18 protein-coding genes are annotated in these 18,962 nt (G+C 39.4%); 13 read left to right on the top strand and 5 right to left on the bottom strand.

Translation table 11 applies throughout. The features are described 5' to 3' along the window. Positions 1-171: 171 nt before the first annotated feature. On the bottom strand, positions 172-993 hold the full coding sequence (locus tag O3C63_00420) for a transglutaminase-like domain-containing protein (GenBank protein ID MDA0771386.1): 822 nt from the start codon (positions 991-993) through the stop codon (positions 172-174). Positions 994-1,190: 197 nt separating this feature from the next. Here O3C63_00420 and acnA point away from each other — a divergent pair, with 197 nt between their 5' ends. From acnA to O3C63_00375, 9 genes are all read left to right on the top strand, one after another. Continuing rightward, positions 1,191-3,848: an aconitate hydratase AcnA gene (gene acnA, locus O3C63_00415; protein ID MDA0771385.1), complete on the top strand. Its 2,658-nt coding sequence runs from the start codon at positions 1,191-1,193 to the stop codon at positions 3,846-3,848. 56 nt (positions 3,849-3,904) lie between these two features. Continuing rightward, on the top strand, positions 3,905-4,993 hold the full coding sequence (locus O3C63_00410; GenBank protein ID MDA0771384.1) for a hypothetical protein: 1,089 nt from the start codon (positions 3,905-3,907) through the stop codon (positions 4,991-4,993). A 264-nt stretch (positions 4,994-5,257) separates the two neighbouring features. After that, positions 5,258-5,458, top strand: coding sequence for a DNA-directed RNA polymerase subunit omega (locus tag O3C63_00405; GenBank protein ID MDA0771383.1), 201 nt, complete (start codon positions 5,258-5,260; stop codon positions 5,456-5,458). Further along, positions 5,439-5,609 (top strand): hypothetical protein, encoded by a 171-nt coding sequence (locus O3C63_00400; GenBank protein MDA0771382.1) that lies wholly within the window; start codon positions 5,439-5,441, stop codon positions 5,607-5,609. The genes O3C63_00405 and O3C63_00400 overlap by 20 nt, the downstream gene beginning before the upstream one ends. A 55-nt stretch (positions 5,610-5,664) precedes the next feature. Further along, positions 5,665-5,877, top strand: coding sequence for a hypothetical protein (locus O3C63_00395; GenBank protein ID MDA0771381.1), 213 nt, complete (start codon positions 5,665-5,667; stop codon positions 5,875-5,877). Next, a complete protein-coding gene (locus O3C63_00390) occupies positions 5,870-6,325 on the top strand; it encodes an adenylyltransferase/cytidyltransferase family protein (GenBank protein MDA0771380.1) in 456 nt (151 codons plus the stop codon). The genes O3C63_00395 and O3C63_00390 overlap by 8 nt, the downstream gene beginning before the upstream one ends. Next, the gene (locus tag O3C63_00385; GenBank protein ID MDA0771379.1) at positions 6,318-8,069 is read left to right on the top strand and encodes a BatD family protein; all 1,752 of its coding nucleotides are present in this window, start codon (positions 6,318-6,320) and stop codon (positions 8,067-8,069) included. The genes O3C63_00390 and O3C63_00385 overlap by 8 nt, the downstream gene beginning before the upstream one ends. After that, positions 8,059-8,694, top strand: a complete 636-nt coding sequence (locus O3C63_00380) for a hypothetical protein (GenBank protein ID MDA0771378.1) — start codon at positions 8,059-8,061, stop codon at positions 8,692-8,694. Before O3C63_00385 ends, O3C63_00380 begins: the two co-directional genes overlap by 11 nt. A 21-nt stretch (positions 8,695-8,715) precedes the next feature. Next, positions 8,716-10,224, top strand: coding sequence for a glycoside hydrolase family 1 protein (locus tag O3C63_00375; GenBank protein MDA0771377.1), 1,509 nt, complete (start codon positions 8,716-8,718; stop codon positions 10,222-10,224). A gap of 148 nt (positions 10,225-10,372) precedes the next feature. On the opposite strand, the gene O3C63_00370 is transcribed toward O3C63_00375, so the two are convergent. Next, positions 10,373-10,597 (bottom strand): hypothetical protein, encoded by a 225-nt coding sequence (locus tag O3C63_00370; GenBank protein MDA0771376.1) that lies wholly within the window; start codon positions 10,595-10,597, stop codon positions 10,373-10,375. A gap of 50 nt (positions 10,598-10,647) precedes the next feature. Continuing rightward, positions 10,648-11,739, bottom strand: coding sequence for a peptide chain release factor 1 (prfA, locus tag O3C63_00365; protein MDA0771375.1), 1,092 nt, complete (start codon positions 11,737-11,739; stop codon positions 10,648-10,650). Positions 11,740-11,849: 110 nt separating this feature from the next. On the opposite strand from prfA, the gene dnaB reads away from it, so the two are divergent. From dnaB to O3C63_00345, 4 genes are all read left to right on the top strand, one after another. After that, positions 11,850-14,153, top strand: coding sequence for a replicative DNA helicase (gene dnaB / locus O3C63_00360; GenBank protein MDA0771374.1), 2,304 nt, complete (start codon positions 11,850-11,852; stop codon positions 14,151-14,153). Positions 14,154-14,155: 2 nt separating this feature from the next. After that, positions 14,156-15,163: an agmatinase family protein gene (locus tag O3C63_00355; GenBank protein ID MDA0771373.1), complete on the top strand. Its 1,008-nt coding sequence runs from the start codon at positions 14,156-14,158 to the stop codon at positions 15,161-15,163. Positions 15,164-15,253: 90 nt separating this feature from the next. Continuing rightward, on the top strand, positions 15,254-16,501 hold the full coding sequence (locus tag O3C63_00350; protein MDA0771372.1) for an ATP-binding protein: 1,248 nt from the start codon (positions 15,254-15,256) through the stop codon (positions 16,499-16,501). A gap of 89 nt (positions 16,502-16,590) precedes the next feature. After that, positions 16,591-17,406 carry an NUDIX domain-containing protein gene (locus O3C63_00345; protein MDA0771371.1) on the top strand — a complete coding sequence of 272 codons (816 nt, stop codon included), beginning with the start codon at positions 16,591-16,593 and terminating at the stop codon, positions 17,404-17,406. Here O3C63_00345 and O3C63_00340 read toward each other — a convergent pair. Together O3C63_00340 and O3C63_00335 are read right to left on the bottom strand one after the other, a co-directional pair. Continuing rightward, positions 17,366-18,361 (bottom strand): hypothetical protein, encoded by a 996-nt coding sequence (locus O3C63_00340; protein MDA0771370.1) that lies wholly within the window; start codon positions 18,359-18,361, stop codon positions 17,366-17,368. The two genes, O3C63_00345 and O3C63_00340, sit on opposite strands and share 41 nt — an antisense overlap. Positions 18,362-18,396: 35 nt before the next feature. Next, positions 18,397-18,962: thiamine pyrophosphate-dependent enzyme (locus O3C63_00335; protein MDA0771369.1), on the bottom strand; the 566-nt coding region annotated here is incomplete at its 5' end.

Here is an 18,962-nt window from a genome sequence, read left to right as displayed (position 1 = left end):
AACAAAACAATATTATTAGACATCCTGCAAAACCCCGTTTTGCTAGTGATGTCGCTTTAAAAAAGGTAGCAACCGCAACGAATGTTGCGTTTGCTTTAAGTATAATTCCGACTTTTGCAGTAAGTCTATTATGAAAATGCCATTTGTGGACTAGGTAATAACGCTAAAGTCTTAAACTAATTTCAATATATTAGTAGCATCAGCAGCTTTTTCAAATTCATTTTGTTTTTTGTAAATAGCAACAATATTGCGAATACAACGAGAAATGATAAACGCATCATCTATTGGATGTAGGTATTCTTCCCTCCAATAAACACTAAGCTCTTGGGCTCTAAGGACACATTCATTTTTGGTAATTTCTTTTCCTTGAAAAAATGGATCAATTAATTTATCTTCAAAAGTCACAATAAAATGTCCTGGCGTGCCAATACCTTTGATATCAAGTCCTAGCCTGCGCCCCACTAAAATATAAATTGACGAGAGCATAATTGGATTACCAGCTTTGTTGTCAATGACAGTATGCAAAAAATTGTTGTCAAGATCATAGTAATCAGATTGATTACCCACATAAACCTCTTCTCTAAAAAGTACTTCGTTAAGTGCCTCAATTGCGTGAGTCGTTGAACTAGAAGGACTGAGCTTAGCAGCGACTCTGGCAGCGTAACCATCTAAAATCGATTGATATTTTTTGAGATCTAAACCAGGATTACGCAAACGTGAAATCAAAAACAAACCACGTTCTAAATCGCCATCGCTCTTCCAATCTTGAATTTGTGCAAGCAAAGCAACTTTGCTAGCGTGGTACCAATTCCCTTCAAGTTGATCATTATCAAGCTTGCCGACAATCTCTTCAATGCCACGAAGACTGACATCATCGAGTTTGCTTATCTGCTGCCCCATTAAATTCAAAGTAGAAGCTGATGAATCTTGTAAAAGATTCACAAAACCTTGTAAGTTCTTTTCAGATAAAGATATTTTTTCTTCAACAGCCATTGATTAGATTTTACTATAGTCAGTCAGCTATGGCCATAGGGGCAATCACGTAGGTGCCCTCCGGTGCCCCGGGGCCGCGTCTCCCCTGTTCACTTTTCACGATAATATGCAAGGTAGATAAGTTGATTATGTTGAAAAGCGAACAGGGGAGACGCGGCCCCGGGGCACCGGAGGGCAACCAGGTAGAATAAGGATGTATGAAAAAAGAATTTATAGAGAAGTTAACTGTTGCCGGCAAAGAGTTTAATTACTACTCACTTGCAAAAGCCGAAACGAAATACGGCGACTTAAGTAAATTACCAGTGAGTCTCAAAATTGTCCTTGAAGGAATGCTGCGTAATCTTGATGGCAAAAAAATTCAAGAGGAGAGCATTAAGCAATTAGTTGCTTATAATCCTAAAAACCCTGAACAAGGTGAAGTACCTTTCTCGCCAGCAAGAGTAGTTTTGCAAGACTTCACGGGAGTACCTTTATTTGTAGACCTCGCTGCAATGCGTGACGCAGCCAAAGAAGTCGGACTTGATCCACAACAAATTAATCCATTAGTGCCAATTGATTTAGTAATTGATCACTCAATACAAGTGGATTCTTTTGGTGAATCACGTTCTAAAGAAATTAATGAGAAGCTTGAGTTTGAAAGAAATAACGAGCGTTTCAAATTCCTCAAGTGGTCACAGCAAGCTTTTGACAACACCAGAATCGTACCTCCTGGGTTTGGGATTATTCATCAAGTTAATATGGAGTACTTGGCAAGCGTAGTCATAGAAAGAGATGGCGAGCTTTTATTTGATAGTTGCGTTGGCACAGATTCACACACCACGATGATTGATGGTCTTGGTGTATTTGGTTTTGGAGTTGGTGGGCTTGAAGCTGAAGCTGCGATGCTCGGACAACCAGTTGCAATTCCAACGCCTGAAGTTATTGGCGTAAGACTCAAAGGTCAACTGGACCCAAGTATCACTGCTACTGACCTGGCACTTTACGTAACAGAATTCTTGAGGAGACTCGATGTAGTCGGTAAACTAGTTGAATTTTTTGGAGAGGGCTGTAAATCACTTACTCTTGAAGAAAGAGCTACTGTTTCAAATATGTGCCCAGAGTATGGCGCCACAGTAGGAATGTTTCCTATCGACAAGGAAGTGCTAGCTTACCTCAAGCGCACCGGTAGAAGCGCTGAAATAATTGAATCGGTTGAAGCTTACAACAAAGCACAAGGCACTTGGGGACTGGATCGTAATCCAGAGTCATTTACTAAACTGCATGAGATTGATCTAGCTGATATCAAGCCTTCTATCTCTGGACCAAGAAGACCGCAAGATAGAATTGATTTTTATGATCTCAAAAACAAATTTGCTGAAGCTATCAAAAGACCAAGCGCAGAACATGGCTTAGGACTCAATGACAATCCACAAGATCATGGTGATGTAGTTATTGCAGCTATCACTAGTTGCACGAACACCTCTAACCCAGCTGTAATTATTGGCGCTGGCTTACTTGCCAAAAAAGCTGTCGAGAAAGGACTCACAGTAGGACCCAAAGTCAAAACCTCACTAGGACCCGGCTCGCAAGCAGTGACAGAATATTTACGCAAAGCTAATCTACTTGAGCCATTAGAGAAACTTGGTTTTAGTATAGTTGGTTATGGTTGCACTACTTGTATAGGTAACACTGGACCACTTTCTGATGCTGCAATGGACGAATTAAAAGCTCATCCAAATAAGGTACTTGCAAGTGTGCTTTCTGGCAACCGTAACTTCGATGGTAGAATTAGCCCACATGTCAAAGCGAATTTCTTGATGTCACCACCATTAGTAGTGGCAATGGCAATCAAAGGCAATATGAACTGGGACCCAAACACAGAGCCGGTTCAAGGCGATGTGATGTTAGCAGACATTTGGCCTAACAAAGAAGAAATCAAACAAGTAATTGACGAAGTTATGGATCCACTGATGTATGAGAATATCTATGCTAAAGTCTCTGCCGGTACTGAATTGTGGGACGCAATTGAAGCTGGCACTGGTGATCTTTATGAATGGGACACAAACAATAGTTACATTCAAAAGCCACCTTACTTTGATAGCTTTAAATTAGCGACTGAACGTATTGAATCAATTAAAAATGCTCGCACTTTACTTAGCCTGGGTGATTCAATTACGACTGACCATATTTCACCGGCTGGCAATATAGCCAAGGACTCTGATGCTGCAAACTATCTCAGAGAGCAGGGTATCGACGACACTGACTTTAATAGCTATGGCTCACGCCGCGGCAATGATAGAGTCATGACTCGTGGTACTTTTGCAAATATCAGATTGAGTAATTTATTAGTACCTGGATCAAGTGGTCCAAGAACTAAATATTTTAATGGCACTGACAAAACAACAGCAGAAGCTCCTGAGATGTCTGTCTTTGAAGCATCACTCAGATATCATCAAGATGGTGTGAGCAATGTTGTTTTTGCCGGGAAATTATTTGGTAATGGAAGCTCAAGAGATTGGGCTGCCAAAGGACAAAAACTCCTGGGCGTTAAAGCCGTAATTGCAGAATCTTTTGAAAGAATCCACAGGTCCAACTTAATCGGCATGGGAATTATGCCAATTGGAGTTAAAGGCAAAGTAGTTGCTGATTATGGGTTAGATGGTTCTGAATTATTTAGTATTGATGCGCTAGACGATAATATCAAGCCATATCAAGAGATCCATATATCAGTGACAAAGCATGATGGCTCAATTATTGAAATCCCAGCAAGAGTGCTCTTGCAAACACCAATTGAAGTAGAGTACTATCGTAACGGTGGCATTCTTCAATATACCTTACGAGAACTATCCGCCGCGTGTGAGCCTGTCCCAAAATAGCCAACTCAAGCCTTGCATTTGACAATTTTTAAACAGGCTCTTAGCTGAGACTCATAATGAAAATAAAACTACTTCTACTAACTTTGATTCTTCTACAGAACTCTGTATTGGCTATTAATGTTGAACAAATTGAAACCAAGGTTCAACATCAGACCCAAGACATCAATGCCCTCAGAAAAGAACTCAACGACCTAGAAAAGACACGCGCCAAAGAAGAAAAACAACGCAAAAAAGCCGAGCACAAAGCAATCAAAGAAGCTGAGAAGCTCGCCAAGAAAGTTGCAAAGCAAGCAAAAAAAGATCGCAAGAAACAAGCTAAAGCAAAAAAGCAAGAGCTAGAAGCAATAGAAACTATCAAACTTGAAGAAAAAGAAGCTCTCGAAAAAGATGATAGACCAGAAATAGACAAGCTCAGAGAAGAGCTCAAAGCCAATGAGGCAAAGGCTCTAGAGTTTATTTTTCCGAGTATCGATACAGAAGAAGAAAAGCTCAACAAGGAGAACTTCTTCAATCAAAGTGAAAAAGAACAACTACTAGAACTCTGGCGCTCAACACTAGCTCGCAATAGAACCATTCAATTCATTATCAAATCACTTTCTAATAACCCAAACGAAATCGAGCAAAACAATGCGATAACCCAAGTACTGTCCAAGGCTCTGTTTGTACCTTTCTATGCAGTATCAGCGGTTGCTAATAATTCACTGATTAGTGGTGGATCGATGGTTGGAGCTAGAGTAATTGGCGACGTGGTTGATTCAACTCATGATGGAAGAGACCGCAGTAGACAAGTAACCAAAACAGACCTGATAGTTTTGTTTATGATGGTAGATGAAGTCGCTGAGCGCCTGCGCAATTCTTACCACGCATATAAAGATGCCAAAGTAGAGCAAGAGCTGCTCAAGTTTGACTTGCAACCCGCAAGACTAGATTCAGCAGAAGCCCTAGCTAACGATCACAGCGACTCTATATTTTTTACCCGGATGGTAGTGCGCGATCTTGAACGCCGCCTGCGCCAAACTGAGCTTAAATACCAATCTAATCGACGTGTGCTTGTTGAACTAGCTGGTGAAGAAGCCGTGCAATCCGTTGATCTGTTAATAGATCTAGAGGTGGAAGAGATGATTAGTGATTTGGTGGCGGTTTAAATAAGGGTGCTGTCGTAATACGTATATCAAACAGGCACTGTCCGCAAAAACCACAATCACAAGCAAGTCACTATCTTTGAACCATTCACAATAATAGAGCTGTTAGCAAGGAATTAGGTAATAGACATCCTGCAAAACCCCGTTTTGCTAGTGATGTCGCTTTAAAAAAGGTAGCAACCGCAACGAATGTTGCGTTTGCTTTAAGGAGAATTCCGACTTTTGCAGTAAGTCTAATAGAGTACTGTTATGCTATAATAATCAGTCATGACCAAAAAGCACGACGAACATCACCTAACTCATGCACTCTTGAGTGACTTAACAGACCAAGAGCCAAATATTTATGAGTTAACTAAAGACTTAGCTAGAATTGCTAAACAAATTAAAGAGGATACCAAGGAAGATCCAGATCCTCCAAAACCGATACTTGAAGCAATTAACAAGATTTATGATTCTTCGGATCACTAGACATCCTGCAAAACTTTGTTTTGCTAGTGATGTCGATACAGAGAAGGTCGGAACGGTGCGAAGCACTAGTTCCGTTAGTAAAGATAAAGAGGACTTTCGCGGGAAGTATATTAGAAGCAACTTTCACAGAAAATCTAATGAGCGAACATAGTAATATCCAAACTTGCTGTGTAACAGGGGCGCCGATTTGCCGTCGCATTTTTAATATGAATCTAGCCTTAGGCTACACCGAAGAGTTTTATTCATTAAAAGCTCTAGCTGACATGCATTCAAAAAGCATGGAAGAAATTTTTGATTTTGCTTATGACTATGTTGAAGCAAGAGAATGCTTTCGCAAAGAATGGGCTAAAATGAAATCAATAGAGGAATGTCCTCTACCAAATGATTGCCAAGCGACAAAGTGTTTCACTAATGACTAATTCAGAAATAATCAAAATTATCGAAGCTGCCAAAGCTCAAGGCAAAATAGTAGTAGCGACCAATGGTTGTTTTGATATTTTACATCTCGGACACCTTAAATATCTGGAAAGATCCAAGGCTCTTGGAGATATCTTAGTAGTTGGTTTGAATTCAGATACTAGTGTCAAACAACTCAAAGGCGAATCAAGACCAATCAACCCTGAAGCTGATAGAGCGGCTCTCTTACTCGGTTTGAAACCGGTGGATCATGTGCTGATTTTTGATGAGCTTGATGCTAGTGAATTCTTGCGCTTGGTCAAACCCAATATTTATACCAAAGGAGCCGATTATCAAGCAGAAAGCTTGCCTGAATTTCCTGCAAGTCAAGAAATTGGCGCTAAAATAGAATTAATTGAACTTGTGGATGGCAAATCAACTAGTTCAGTTATCGACAAACTTAATGACTAAAATCAGATCATCTTTGATTGCACTTGCTTTGTTGTGTTTTGGCACAGCTAGCTTTGCTGTGACTTCTAAAATCGAAGCACTAGTCGACACCAAAACCATCAAACTCAATGAGCTAGTCACCTTGACCGTTGCTATTTACAATCTTGATCCCGAGTTTGTTCATTTTGCACAGGATACTGACGACTACACTGTAACAGCAACTTCAAGCTCCAAAAGTTTTCGCTTAATTAACGGTCAGTCTGATAAATCAATTACATATAAGTATGTGATTAAACCAAAACATCCAGGAATAATCAGCATTCCTTCAGTCAAAGTCAAAGCAGGTCCGCTAACCTATGACACTGATCCTGTGGCGATCACCGTCAACACAGCAAGTCCTGCTAACTCAGTGCCAGTCAAAACAGCAACGAACTTGCCAAAAAATTCAGCAGGCACAAGCAAAGCTGCAACAGCCCAAGCAAGAGAGCAAGATATCTTTGCCAGGTTTGAATTAAACAATAGCAAACCTTATACTAATGAACAAATCAATCTCAAACTGAAGATCTATCACAATGGCAATTTAAGAACTCTGAATTTACAGCCGCTACAACTCGATAATTTCATAGTTGAACGAGACAATAAAGCAAAGGAATACCAAGAGGTATTTAATAGAAATGAGTACTATGTCTACGAGATAGATTTCATCCTCTATCCCGTAAAAGCCGGCACTGCAATCATTCCAGCAACTGCCATTGACACTGTAATACTTGAGGATCGCAATATGAGACAAGTTGATCCATTTAGATTCATGAATCCATTTTTGGTTGAGAAAAAACGCCAGCTCTTAACTCAAGCTATCACAGTAGCAGTGCAAAGCTTCCCGCCAGGTGCACCCAAAGACTTTACTGGCTATGTTGGTGAACTTGCTGTAGTTCATAACCTCAAAGAAACTACAGTGAAATCTGGTGATGCAATTAGTCTAGAAACTCAAATCAATGGAGATGGTAATTCAGCGGCACTTAGCCCAGAGATGGTTTATAACTCTAAACAATATAGTATTTTTGGCGATAAAGAAAACTTGGTTGCGGAAATAGCAAACAACCGCAAATACTTTGAAGCAACAAGAACAACGGCAATTATTGCAAACAAAGATAAAGGCAAACTATCAATCAAAACCAAACCTATCATTAGCTTTAACCCCAAGACTCAGAAATACGAGACTCATGGCAACAACAATTTTGAAGTGGATGTAATAACTAATCCCAACGCTATCAAAGCTACTGATACTGTGATCGAGAACAAAGATCTTATTAAACCAAAAGCAATCAAAGAAAGCAAAACTCTCTTTACTGTTCCAGTGTCAGAGATCCTCAGCTACAAAGAACAACCAATCAAAAACAGAGAGCTTGTCTTATTAATCATCTTAATTAACCTCATTGCTTTTTGCTTCAATGCATACAAACATCTCAAAGGCTTAACTGATCCAATCAAAAATCTTGTGAGCAACGGACAAAGTATCAGTAGTTATATCAAGAAAACCAAAAATGCAGATAAGGTCTCAGAAATTTCTATCATACTCAAAGAACTTGCAGCAAAAATCAAAGCTAACAATCAAGCTGATCTTAGCACCAAGCTCAATGACTTCTTTGAAGAAAGTGACAAAGCTAATTACTCAGTACACAGCCACAATGGCTCTGGTGAACAACTGGAGTATTTTAAAACCAAAGCAATTGACTTAATAAAGGAGCTTGCAAATGCTAGATGAAAGCAATCTAAAAGACGCTAACCAAGCTTATTTGGACACTGATTACCAATTAGCACAAACTATCTATCAAGAGCTAGTGCAAGAACATCCGCATAACCCAATGCTCCTAATCAACCTTGCCAATAGTGAATATAAGATAGAAAACAATGGCAAAGCAATTAAGCATTATTACCAAGCCAAAAAAATCAGCCCACGCAGTAAAGAAGTAAATAACAATTTGGCAATCGTGCTTGAAGAAATCAAGCTCAGTCAAGATCCGATGCTCGCCTATAGTGGTTTGAGTGTTTTTGAATCATTGATATTCTTCTTGGTTTTCAATATTCTTTATTTAATGCGCAATAAACTCAAGTTCAATAGCAGCTTAAATTTCATTGTGGTTTTATGCCTTGTCATTTCTAGTGCCAACCTTGCTTGGCTTGGCTATGAGCAGAAAAATATTAAACGAGTTGTCGTCACAGATATTTCGACCAAGGCATATTCTGGAGACAGCGAAGCCTATAGCGAACTCTTTGAATTATTAGATGGACAAATTCTTCAGCTAGTAAAACCTGGTCCAGACTGGTCACAAATTAAGTATGGCGAATCACTCGGTTGGGTTAAAAACTCTAGCTATGAGTTGATCTAATTGCATGGTATATTGACATAAGTGAGTAGCCAAACCAGAACAAATAGCTTGAAATTCCCCAACAAATTCTATTGGGGTACGGCTACAGCTGCATTTCAGATTGAGGGTCACCCAGAGGAAGCTCTTGGCAAATTATCTGATTGGTCTGAATGGATAGAACGAGAAGACAAAGTCAAAAAGCCGACTAATGACGGTAGAGCGGTGAATCACTACGAGCAAATGATAGAAGATGTTGATTTGATTCGAGGCATGAACAATAATGCTTATCGTTTTTCTTTTAACTGGGCAAGATTGCATCGTGGACCTGGTGAGTTTGATGAAAACGCCGCTAAGTTCTACGACACTCTTTTGGATCAGTTATTGCAAGACAAGGCTGGACTTGCTCATAAAGCTCGGATCGAAGCTTTTGCAACAATTGTGCATTTTGCAATTCCAACTTGGCTGGCCAAAGCAGGTGGTTGGGAGAATTCCAACACTGCCAATGAGTTTCAAAAGTTCACTGAGTTTTTGGTGAAGCGCTATGGTGACAGAATCAAAAACTGGGTCACCCATAATGAGCCAAATATATTTCTTGGCTTTGGTTATGAGTCTGGCATCTGGCCGCCTGGTTACAGCAATGACTGGAATAGATACTTCAAAGCCTATCAGGGTCTGCTTCTTGGGCATCAACTCGCTTACAAAACCATCAAAGAACATAACCCCCAGGCGCAAGTTGGCTTTGCACAAAACCTATATGCCTATGAAAGCAAGGACGAAAGTCTTCACGAAAAAAAATGGCAATCAGCTAATGCAATGCCAAATGCGCTGCGCAAACAATTGCACAACTATGCTTTTATAGAGTCTTGTATCGAAATGGACACACTTGATTTCCTTGGAGTAAATTACTATACTCGCTTCAGTTACAAACTCAACCCGAAAGCCAAGGACAATGCTGATCCCAATGTAGATTCAAGTTTCTGGGGAGAACTAGATCCTTATCCAGAGTCAGAAGCTAATAGTCTTGGCTGGGAGATTTATCCAGAAGGCTTGTACAAAGTGCTCACTGACAAGAAACTAACAAGAATGCTTGAAGGCAGACCAATTTATATTACCGAAAATGGTTATAGCAAGGTTGAAGCAGATCAACTTGATATTGAAGATAATTATAGAATCAAATTTATTCGTGATCACTTGATAGCTGTTCACCGCGCAATTAATGAGGGTGCCAATGTCCAAGGTTATTTCCATTGGAGCTTGTTAGACAATTTTGAATGGGCACTGGGTATGAAACCAAGGTTTGGATTAGTGCATGTAGATCACAATAGTTTTGTGAGAACGAAGAAGAAGAGTTATGATTATTATGGTGCGATAGCTTTAAATAACGGCATTGCTTTAACTGAAAAGCCAATGGTCGATCCCTACATGGCTTCAGATCCTTCACCGACGAACATAGGTTCTCCATTCTCCCTGAACCCTGCAAACGCTCCTTTGGAGCTGCAAACGGAGTCTTCGACTCCTGGTTCTATAATAGAGTTCTTTCGAAACCCATAAATGGGACTGAAAGAACTCTACCAAAATCTTCGATTTTGGGTCTTTTGTAAGACCTCATTACACGAAACCTTCGGTTTCGAAAGAGGTCTAATAGACTTGTTTTGAAAGTCGGAATTATCTCCAAAGGCAGCGAAGCAGAGAACTCAGACTAGCCTGCGTATTGCCATGGACAATCATGACAGCCCGTCATACAACAACCAGACCCCTTACTCGGGTCATCTAGTTCTTCACCTTCAGTCCTTTCAGTAGCAGCTTGATTTTTAGCTTTATCAGAAAATTGTACCGCTCTATATTCAGCACGATCTTTAAAAAATTCGTCTAGTTCAGATTCGAATTTCTCAGCTTCTGTGGATTTAGGCTGATCTGCTACCATAGCTATATTATACCCTGTCAAGCCCAAAGCTTCTTTCTGGAAATCTCAAGCTAGCTGATGGATTCAGCTAGCTCCTGCAACTTCATCTGCTGATCATGAGCAATCAAAGCATTAAACACACCATCAAGCTCACCTTCTAAAATCTTGCGCAGAGGGAAATTCTGGTTGATACGATGCTCACTGACTCTATCGTCCTTATAGTTATAAGTTCTTATTTTCTCTTCTCGCCCGCCTGTGCCAACTTGGATTTTGCGGGTACTGCGCTCTGCTTCAGCCTTGCGTTGAATTTCTGCTTCATATAATTTAGCTTTGATCATCTTGTAAGCTTTCTCACGGTTTTGTAATTGTGATCTTTCTTCACGACATTGAACAACTATACCTGTCGGTTTATGTTCAAGCCTCACAGCTGTCTCAACTTTGTTTACGTTTTGTCCACCAGCCCCGCCAGCCCGGCAAGTAGTGAGAAGAAGATCTTCAGGTCTAATTTCAATTTCAACATCATCTGCCTCTGGCATAATTGCAACAGTTGCAGTACTCGTGTGTACTCGTCCTTGTGACTCAGTAGCTGGAACCCTTTGAACACGATGTACACCAGACTCATACTTGAATCTACTGTAGACTTCTTCACCGTGAATTTCAAAAACTATCTCTTTATAACCGCCATGTTCAGCAACATTGGCATCTATTAAGCTGTACTTAAAACCTAGATTATCACAGGCTCTACAATACATACGATAAAGATCACCCACAAAGATAGATGCTTCATCTCCACCAGCACCTGATCTAATTTCAATAATAATATCTTTTTCATCATTAACGTCCTTTGGCAATAAAAGTATTTTGAGCTCTTCAGAGAGCTTGGGAATGGCAAGCTCTGCTTCAGTAATTTCCATTTGTGCCATTTCTTTGAGTTCTGGATCTTTTTCCTCTTTGATAATCGTCTTAGCTTCTTCAATTTGTATGATCAGTCTTTTGTAATCAATGAATTGATCAACTGTTTTTGCGAGTTTTTTAAGAGTACGTGTCAATTTTTGATATTCTGGCTGATTTTGAAAAATCTCAGGATCTGCAAGTTTTTTTTGCAGCTCTTTGTACCGATCTTCGGTCTCTTGTAATTTGGCATATAGTGAGGGGTGAATCATAAATTAGTTAACACCAGACTAATATACCACTTGCGGGCTAGTAACTTGGTAAAGACATGTTTAAAACTTGTTCAAAGAGCAACTAGTTAAGCGGCTATAATTAAAAACCAATGAGCACCAGCTTTGCAAACAAAAAGAACCATAACGAACTACTGCCGAGCAGTATCGAAGCTGAACAAGCAGTATTGGGAGCCATCCTAGTAGATGGTGAAGCCCTACACAAAGTCGTTGAACATATTGACAGTGCCAACTTCTTTTATAAGCGAGCACATCAACTTATATATGAAGCGTTTTTGAGATTAAATGAAAAAAGCGAAAATATCGATATTCTTACTGCTTCGCAATATCTCAAGGATCAAAATCAACTTGAAGAGATTGGTGGTCGCAGTTATTTATCTGCGCTTACTGACCACGCACCAATTGCAGCCAACGCTCCTCATTACGCCAAAATAATCAAAGCCAAATCTCTACTACGCAATATGATTCTTGCTGGTAATCAAATTGTTGAACTAGGGCATCAAAGCGAAGAAGACCTTGATACACTTGTCGACAAAGCAGAACAACTTATTTTCAATCTTTCGCAATCCAAATCCAAAGATCAATTGATTCATATTGGAGACCTAGTTCACAAGAGTTGGAAAATTCTTGAAGAAAGAGAAGCAAATAAAAACCAGCTATCAGGCTTGGACACTGGTTATCACGACTTTAATGTCCTAACATCTGGTTTACAAAAAAGTGATTTATTGATTCTTGCTGCAAGGCCGGCTATGGGGAAATGCCTGCATAAAGACTCTGAGATTATTCTTGAAGATGGTAGCTTAAAAACAATTGAAGATATTTATAAATCTCAGAATGCCAAGATTTTAACACTCGATACTAATTGGAATTTCAAGTTTACAAAACCATCTGCTTTCATAGATGATGGTATCAAGCCTATCTTTGAAGTCAAAACCAAAACAGGTCGCTCCATCAAAACAACTCTCAGTCATCCTTATCTAACAATCGAAGGTTGGAAAAAACTTGCTGAGCTTCAAGTTGGTGATAAAGTGGCTGTACCAAGAATCATTAATGTCTTTGGTCAGGAGAGGCTTAGGGATTGTGAAGCTAAATTATTGGGATTAACAATTGGCAACAACTCATTAGAGGGGCTTGAATTTACAGTAGAACAAGAGATTACAACACAAGACATTCAACTAGTCGCAAATACTCTCAACACCTCTTGTCAAATGATTCAGAAGAATCCAAGCAAACCTCCAATTTCTATAGAAAAGATCCCTGAAGATGTTTTCCAATTACCAAAAGAACAGTTGGCTCTATTTATAAACCGCCTATTCTCAGCAAATAATTGGACTGGATCGTTAAACATAAATCAAACTCAAATTTCTCTTATCTCTCAATCACAAACAGTAGTTAAACAAATTCAACATTTACTATTACGCTTTGGGATCATCTCCTCAATCCATCAAGCAACAACCTGGCAACTTGATATTACAGAACATAGCTCTATTAAGACATTCATAGAAGAAATTGGGATCTTCACTCAAGAAGAAGCACTCAACACTATCAACCAACAACTCAAGCTAAATGAACCGAACAAAAATACTCAAGGTGACATTTACTGGGACCAGATTGTATCAATCGAGCACCATGGCTCAGAACAAGTCTATGACTTGACCATAGCGGAGACTCACAATTTTGTAGCAAATGATATTTGTGTGCATAATACCTCACTTGCTTTGAACATCGCAGAAAACGTAGCCATCAACACCAAAAAACCAGTTGCACTATTTAGTTTAGAGATGTCGAAAGAACAACTAGTTCAAAGACTTCTCTGTTCAAGAGCAGAAGTAGATAGTTCAAGAGTAAGATCTGGACAACTTCATGCTGATGACTGGGCGAGATTAGGAACGGCAATGAGTGAGCTTGGTGAAGCTCCTCTCTACCTTGATGATTCAGGTGGAGTATCAGTCATGGAACTTCGCGGCAAATGTCGAAGATTGCAAGCAATGACCAATGGTGAACTTGGCTTAGTTGTAATCGATTATTTGCAGCTCCTTGAAGGAAGATCAAACGACACGCGTATTAATCAAATCTCTGAAATTTCTAGGGGTTTAAAAATGATGGCACGTGAACTCAATGTACCAGTAATGGCTCTATCGCAGTTGTCAAGGGCGGTTGAATCAAGGCAAGACAAGCGACCGATGCTTTCTGATTTACGTGACAGCGGATCTATCGAACAAGACGCGGATATCGTGGTCTTCATTTACAGAGATGATTACTATAATCCTGAATCAGAGAAAGCAGGAATTGCTGATGTAATAATCGCAAAACATAGATCAGGACCAGTGGGCGTGGTTGAATTGTTATTCCAAAGTAATATAACCAAATTCAAAAACCCAGCACCAGGATATTAAATATGAACAAGTTCGGAGATTTTGAAGTAGTAGCGGATCATAAGTTTGAGATTATTCCTTGCCCTTATGAACAGACCACCACCTATGGTCAAGGCACCAGTCTTGGACCGGCAGCTATCTTAGCAGCCAGCCAAGAACTAGAGTTCTATGATGATGAGTTTCGCCTAGACCCCTCAGAGCTTGGCATCAAAACACTTGACGCTATTGAAATCGGCTTGCAAGACTCAGACACAGAAAAGCCATTTGCAGCTCTTGAACAAGCATGCGCTGATTCCTACAACAGAAACAAATTCCCGATAGTGCTAGGGGGCGAACATTCTCTTAGTCTGGGTGCTGTCAAGGCAGCCTACCAAGCGGCAGAAGGCAAACTCACGCTCTTACATTTTGATGCCCATGCTGATTTGCGTAAAGAATACAACGGCAACCCATACAATCATGCCTGTGCAATTTATTCGATCTACAAAGCCTGTCCCAAAATCAAAATAGTTTCTGTCGGCATTCGCAATATCTCAAAAGGAGAGTGTGATTGGCTTAGAGAGCTTGAAAAACAGGTGGAAGACAATTTGATAGATGAAATGCCTATCACTATTTTTTATGCAAGAGACGAGTTTCAAAAAACCTTTGCGTTCCGGTCGGTGGTCAAAGAATTTAAAACAGATATTGCTGCGCAAGAAACTAACAAACGACTCTCACCTGGATCAAAACACAAACACTGGAACTCTAAAGACGTCATAAGCACGATCAAAAACTACGGTAATCACAACTTCTATATCACTTTTGATGTCGATGGGCTTGATTCAACCTTGATGCCAAGTACCGGCACTCCAGAACCTGGTGGCTTAGATTGGTATACTCCTACTAATATAATTCGCGAGGCTTGCAAGGATTCTAATTTAATTGGTGCTGATATTGTAGAGTTGGCTCCCATTAAGGGTTTTCATGCGGCTGACTTTTTGGTAGCTAAATTGGTTTATAAAATAATAGCCTCGAAGTTAGCCCTAGTCCTATAGGTTATAACCTATAAAACAACAGATTTGGCCCATTTTATATGATCTATCTCATAAAATGATATTAAAGTGGTATAATATTGGAGATATCCAATGATTTTACGACAAGAATACCTTGAAAAAATCAAAGCCTTCATTGATGGTCCAATGATCAAAGTCATCACTGGAATTCGACGTTCTGGCAAAAGCTATTTATTAAAACAAATTATTGATGAAATTAAAAGCACAAAAAAAATACCTGAATCACAAATCTGTTTCACCAATAAAGAGTTATTAGAATTCGACTCTATTCAAAATTACCAAGATCTAAATGCTTATGTCCAAGATTTTTTTGCCGAAAATCAAAGCTGTAAAAAATATTTATTCATAGATGAAATTCAGGATATCGAACAATGGGAGAAGGCTATCAGGTCATTTTTTGCAGAAGGTGATTTTGATATTTATATCACTGGATCTAATGCTAATTTACTTTCTTCTGAACTAGCAACTTACCTCTCTGGTCGCTATATAGAATTTACTGTTTATCCGTTAAGCTTCAAAGAATTTCTGGAGTTTAGGGGAGAGTATCAGTCATTAGAAGAAGAGTTTAAACTCTATTTGCGTTATGGTGGTTTTCCTGCTTTACATCTATTACCAATGAATGATGAGGCTATATTCCCGTCACTGAGGGCAATTTATAATACTGTAGTACTGAAAGATATTGTCTCAAGAAACAAAATTAGAGATGTTACTCTGCTTGAAAAAATCATTGTCTTCATCATGGATAATCAAGGAAGTATTTTCTCTGCCAATTCTATTGCTAAATATCTCAAGTCTCAAAAAATCAAAGTTGGCGTAGACACGATCCAAAACTATTTGAAATATATTGAAGCCTCTTTCTTGTTACATAAAGTACTGCGCTATGACATTAAAGGTAAGCGACACTTTGAAATGAAAGAAAAATACTTTCTTGCTGACCATGGTATTCGTAATGCAATTTTGGGTTTCCGTGAAACTGATATTTCAGGTAGTCTGGAAAATATCGTGTATCTAGAACTTTTGCGTAGAGGCTACAAAGTAGACGTCGGTGAACTAGATGAAGGCGAAGTAGATTTTGTCGCAACGCGAGCAGAAGAAAGAATCTATGTCCAAGTCTGTTATCAACTGAATTCTCAAGAAACCATAGATCGAGAGTATAAGCCTCTACTCAAAATTAGAGATCACTATCGCAAACTCATTATAAGTAGCGATCAATTCTTTACAGCAAAAGATAGTCATGGTGTAGATAGAGTGAATATAATCAACTTTTTGCTCGATAGAAACATCGTCAGCTGTGCAACGCAGATTCCTGAATCTGCTTAGTCTTGATCTGGCAAAACCAACGTCAATACAGGGCTTTCACTCAGATATTTTTTTACTGCTGAAGCTAGTTTATTTGCTAAACTTGGTCTATGATAATAATGCAAACTCTCGCTCATACTAAGTTTGTAAACTTGGTCAAGGACTGTAAGTCCAATTGGGTCTGGGCGCAAAGGCGCAGTGAAGATATAGCTGGTGGAGTTCAAGTTGCCGCAATCGTAGACACCAATGATTTGCACCGAACCGCTTCAGTTCCGCAAACAGTCCTGGACTTAGACAAAGTATCACAAGAACCAATCAAGCTCAGTGGCAAATCAATTCTATTTCTTCTAACCAAACGCAAATCACTAGAAGTTGATCATGGTGCACAATTTAGTATCGAACTAGCTGCTGGTGCCATGGAGCAAGGCGAAAGCAAAGAACATGCAGCTGGCAGAGAAGCGCTTGAAGAACTTGGTAGAGAAATCAAAAAAGTAAATCTAGTTGGCTGGAACCACGCTAGTAGTGCTGGTATCACATCAGAGATTCAACATTTTACTATTGCTGAGCTTGGTGGTCTCTTGCCCAATGCCGATGAAGTAATTGATAAACGCGAAAGAAACGAAGTCTTTGAAAAGATTCTTGCTGTGCCAGTGGAGCAAGCGATGCAATGGCTCGACAAACAACAAGCCTTAGAAAACCCTAAGATCTATGTCTCCGCTCTCACTAGAGCTGGTTTGAGTTTTGTGCTTGAAAAACTCAAACAAGAACAGCAGCAGAGTCTCGTTGGTCAGTTAGCTGAACTCAAAGATGATCTGCGTGAAGAATATGATAGCCAAACTATTATGGGCAAAATATCTGGAATGATACAAGGAATTAGTTCTTGGTTTAAGCCAGAAGGGGAGCTACAGGTTCAGGTAGTGCGATAGGCTTTTGACCTCTAAAAAACTCAAGTGCTTTATCGAAAAACTTGTTATCATCCAATACAGTTACAATGAAATTCCATGTCTTGTTAATAATAGCTGTCCCATCACTAGCCTGCGCGAATTTGGCTGCACAAGGTGCACTAGTGCTTTTGGGCACAGGCAAACCTCTCTCTCTGAAATCAGCAAACCTGGCTTGAGCGTCACTTGCTTTTTGCTCCATAGCACTTATATAATCTTGATTCACCGTAAAATTGTAAGCATCACCATGATGAATCAATTCAAAATATTCTGGCGTCATCTGATCTGGTGAACTGTGCCATATATTAGTTAATAGATTCGAGTCTGTAAAAACTGACTGTTCATATTTTGCTATTTCACCTACTAGTTTTAATCCATTCAGGATTGATGTTTTAAAAGTCTCTTTAGAGATATTGCTAATTTCAACTCCCTGCCTTTTAAGAAGTTGAGGGGAAATTGCAATTAAACCAAATAAAAACTTGATATTAGAAGTTAAACCACGACGCACATAACCTTCTTCTCCCAAAATATCATCAAAAAAGTTTACAACTTTGTAATAAGCATTACGAACGAAGGATTGAAATTCTTCCCCTGCTTGTAAACTAATTAACTGCTCTTTCATTGCTGTAAATGACTTCTCAAAACGCGAATGTGTCTCATCAAAAATGGGATTCAGTTCGCATTCAATCATATAAGCAATCATTGCTGCTCTCTTTGCAACCATTGTTTTATATTGGTCACTTTGTGGATCTATATGGTTTAGATCTATTGAAGATCTTGAAGTGTCAGGTATCAATGGTATCAACACTGATTGTCTATATTCTCTCAAAAGTTGTTTGATCTCTGAAACAGAAGCACGATTGTTAACGCCATAAGCAGCGTTGATTTTATCTGCAAAAACAGTGATGGGCTTTAATTGAATTGCTGAAGTATCCGCCATTGGAGTCAGTGATAAATAATATCACAAATGGATGCTTACTTAAAACCGTCTTTGAGCTCTTCAGCTCTAGCAGCACTAATCCCTAGCTTATGATCACAGATCGGAGTAGAGAGAGTATCTTTCTCGCCCTCTTCGTAGCAAGGACGTGGGTTTTGATAAAAAATACCAGTAGCGATTCTGCCACTAGCATAAGTATCTCTAGTCGCCACAGTGAAAGCTGCTTCCAGATTAGTTTTGTCATGTCCTTCAGCAGCTAGATCATAAGTATTGTCTCTATAAAACTGTGCTGTGTTTACTTTATTGAAAGTAACGCAAGGAGAGAAGGTATCAACTAAAGCAAATCCTTTGTGCTGGATAGCTGCTTTGTAAATCTCAACTGCTTGTTTTGGGTTACCAGAAAAAGCTCTAGCAACAAAACTTGCACCCGATCCAAGCGCCATAGCAATTGGGTTTAACGGAGCTTCAGGGTTACCGAATGGAGTAGATTTGGTTTTCATTCCTTCGTTACTCGTTGGAGAAGTCTGACCTGTAGTCAATCCATAAATAGAGTTGTTCATTACAATATCAGTCATGTCGATATTGCGGCGCATTGCGTGAATCA

It is taken from the genome of Cyanobacteriota bacterium (assembly GCA_027618255.1).
In the GTDB taxonomy this organism is placed as follows: domain Bacteria; phylum Cyanobacteriota; class Vampirovibrionia; order LMEP-6097; family LMEP-6097; genus JABHOV01.
This window is presented reverse-complemented; position numbering and strand designations above follow the sequence as displayed.